Source organism: Okeania sp. SIO2F4 (genome assembly GCF_010672385.1).
Taxonomy (GTDB): Bacteria; Cyanobacteriota; Cyanobacteriia; order Cyanobacteriales; family Microcoleaceae; genus Trichodesmium.
In genome coordinates this window covers 1-3,489 of the sequence record NZ_JAAHGT010000989.1, presented here as the reverse complement: position 1 = coordinate 3,489, position 3,489 = coordinate 1, and the positions used below count along the sequence as shown (strand labels likewise).

The 3,489-nt window shown below is 31.8% G+C and carries 1 protein-coding gene; it reads right to left on the bottom strand.

The features are described 5' to 3' along the window. Positions 1 to 932 precede the first annotated feature (932 nt). A complete protein-coding gene (gene hpsE / locus F6K22_RS36075) occupies positions 933 to 2,753 on the bottom strand; it encodes a hormogonium polysaccharide biosynthesis glycosyltransferase HpsE (RefSeq protein ID WP_293109434.1) in 1,821 nt (606 codons plus the stop codon). Positions 2,754 to 3,489: the final 736 nt, after the last annotated feature.

Genomic DNA, 3,489 nt, shown 5'->3' with positions numbered 1-3,489 from the left:
TTCGGTAAAGGATGCTTTGAGAGTAACTTTTAATTTTGGCTCAATCTTTCAACTCTGATTCTTCCTTCAAAAAGAATAAGTTAATACCTAACAGTTAATAGCTACATACTTACGCCAAAAATAACCATCAAAATCACAAAATTTATCAAACAATTACCTCACTTCAACAAATAGTATTTAGAAATAGCAAATTCAAATATAACAAAGTTTTTGATAATTGGTATGATATTATGTGCCCCTTCCAGGGGAGCTACGAATTGCAGATAATCAGTTATAAATAAAATTTAAGAATTGACAAACCATGGATAAATAATTGAATTACCTTTACTTTTCTCCTTTCTTCCCTCCTAAATTATGACTCCTGACTCCTACCTAATTATTTATCAGTATTTAACCAAATACGATATAATACTCTCTTAAAAAAACATATAGCAATCCGTGCATAGGTTGCGGGTAATCAAAAAGTAGATAAAAAAACCGAAACTCTCACCTGTTCCCAGTTAAGCGTTCCCAGTTAAGCGTTCCCAGTTAAGCGGTAAGATTTTTATACACAAATAAAATAGGATTGCTATAGTTACAGTTTGAGAGTAGGAGAGTGGAAAAAACTCTTATCTCCTCGAAACAAAACTCAAGTTTCCTGTAACTACTAAAAAAAATAGATGTAGTAATAACCAGAGTTTTGTAACATTCTTTTTTTTATTCTTGGTATTATGGCTAACAACTAATAGCTCAATACTTCAAAAATAGTAGCACTTACTACCATGTCATTGCCAGTCAAAGGAAGTAATCTCAGAAATTTAAGAGATTGTCTTACAGTTACTGACAATCACAAATATTGGAGGAGATATAATATAATATTTTTCTAACCAAAAATTTATTTTTAGTCTAATGTTAAATTCAGTTTTAACAGAAGCTTTTTGAACTCAGAAAAATTAGGCAGCTACTGGTTGTATAATCTGAGAATTGAATGTATTTAAGTTAGAACTCTCCATTTTTATTTTATTTCCATTCAATATTAATGGTTGGGGATAATCTATACCATAACCTTGAGCATAATTTATTCCTAAGCTCTTAATAAACTCAATTATTCTCATATTTTCCACACCTTCTGCAATGGTCTTGAAACCAAGCTTAGAACCTAGATTATGGATTTTTTCTATCCCCCTGATATTTTCCTGATTATTAGTAAGTCCCTTGACTAATCTACCATCAATTTTCAGATAATCTATAGGTAGTTGTTTGAGATAATCAAGCATTAAGTTGGCACGACCAACATTGTCTAAGGTAAACTTACAACCAATTTCTTTGAAAACACTAATTAGCTTTGCCACTTGCTTCATGTTAGCAATAACAACACTTTCACTGATTCCTAAACTAATTGTTTCTGGAGAAATTTCATAGATATCAAACTGCTGATGCAAGAATTTGATGAACTTTTCATCATTAACACTAGCAGCACTAAGATTAATTTCATATACACAATTACTATTGCTTTGAGCTGCCTGAGAAAGTTGAGTAAATAAATTCACAATTACCCATTGATCGATAGTTCCCATTAAATTATAACGTTTTGCAGTAGGTATAAACTCTCCAGGCAACATTATATTTCCTGTTTTATCCTGAAGTCGCAGCAGAATTTCTAAATGTTTGCTGTGGAAATCTTCGTCACCAATAGACAATATATTTTGGGCATGAAGAATGAAGCTTTTCTCTTCAAAAGCTGTGGCAATTTGTTCTAAACAATATTCATCTTGAGGGAGTGATTGATAATTCGGTGCTTTTGTTTTAGCCTTTTTTTGTTTGTACCAGAATAATAAAGGACTTTTGATAGTTTTCCAGAAAAATTCTGTCTGGTAATGAGCAAGAACATCAACTTTTATTGATTCACCATTTTTAATTGAGTTAAGGGTCAATCTCCGAAAGTCATTACCGATGTAACCTGGAAAAGCCAAAGATTTCTGCCAACTTTGGAGAGTCATCTTTCTCAGGCCATGTCTGCTTAAACCTACACAGCGCATTAGGTTTAGTAGGTAATCTCTTTTTAGTTGGGAATTAGCAATTTTATGATAAATCACCATGGCTGGGTTATACCAAATTTCCCAGCCTGCTTGCTGAATATTTCTGAGCACTTCTAAATTTTCACTAGCTAATTCTGTTACTTTGTCTGTGTGATTTAAGCATAATGTCTTCGGAACTGCTTGTTGCCAGACTTGTTTACGAACTACTACTCCAGCACTAGGAGGTAATATCTTATGTTTGGAGTCGTATAGATGTGGTTGATTTCCTCGTTCTACAATTGCTAAAAAACAAGCTATTTCTTTCAAGTTCTCTGGAAGTTTTGACTCGGAATTTTGTTCAAAAAAGTCTCCATGTATTTGACTACCAAAAGCACCAACTTGAGGATTATTTTGGGAAAAATAATAAGCTTGAGAAACCCATTCAGAATCAGGTAAATTATCATCATTTAGAAAACCAATAAGTTCTCCTCTGGCTTTTTCTACAGCTCTTTCTCTGGCAAATTTTACACCTTTTTTTGGCGCGAAAACATATTTCAGTGAAATCACTTTAGACCATTCAGTTTGATAATTTTCTACTACTTTAGCAGTCATATCTGTACTGTTGTTATCAACTACGATTACTTCCCATGAGAAGTTCTCAGTGTTTATTTGTGATTTTAATCTATCCAGTACGTCTGGTAAACGAGTTTCCCCATTATGGGTAGAGATAGCAACTGTGAAATCAACCCTATTCATATTTAATTCTGCACCTCAACTAAAGTTTTTTAAATATTCCCACTCAGTCTTTGTATTTACATGGTGACTAAGTAGTTTGTGAATTATTTATCTTTCGCCTAAATTATTAGCGTTTATAGCAATTTTTTCAAAAAAATAACTAATTAACTCTAAAACTCATCAAACAAACTATATATAGTAATTGAAGCAAAATTCAAAACAGAATCAATCAAGAGTAAACACAAGAAAAACGTGAATAATCTACAACAATGACTGTTAAATAATGTTCTAATTTATACTTTAGTTACTATAACTAATCCATAACTGTACGGGTGTTTGTGAGATTTTTGATTAGTCTTATATCTGATAATATACTCCCCTATTTCCTATTTTTTATGAAGAATCGGTAAAGATTACTAAAAAATTTATGAACTTTCCATGAAGAGACTAAATATTTAATTTTTGTTACATACCTGACTGGCTTTATTCTCTAAGTTGTTTATTATAGAAAAATTTGCGAGCCAAAAAACTTGACATTTTTTTTATTTTAAGGTATACAAAAAGCATAATAATTTTAATGTTTTCTTTATCTCAAGAGTAGCGTAATAGTCAAGATAAGTTCGACTCAGACAATGAGTAGCAGAAAGACTGACAGTAACTGATACCCAAGGAAATCTTGCTCAGTATTAATAGAGTTGTCGCTAAATAGATGGAAAAAATCGCTCAAATTAAGACACAGCAGTAATTACAGACGTTT

Coding starts and splice junctions, on each gene's coding strand:
- hpsE (WP_293109434.1), bottom strand. CDS start 2,753: ATGAATAGGGTTGATTTCACAGTTGCTATCTCTACCCATAATGGGGAA.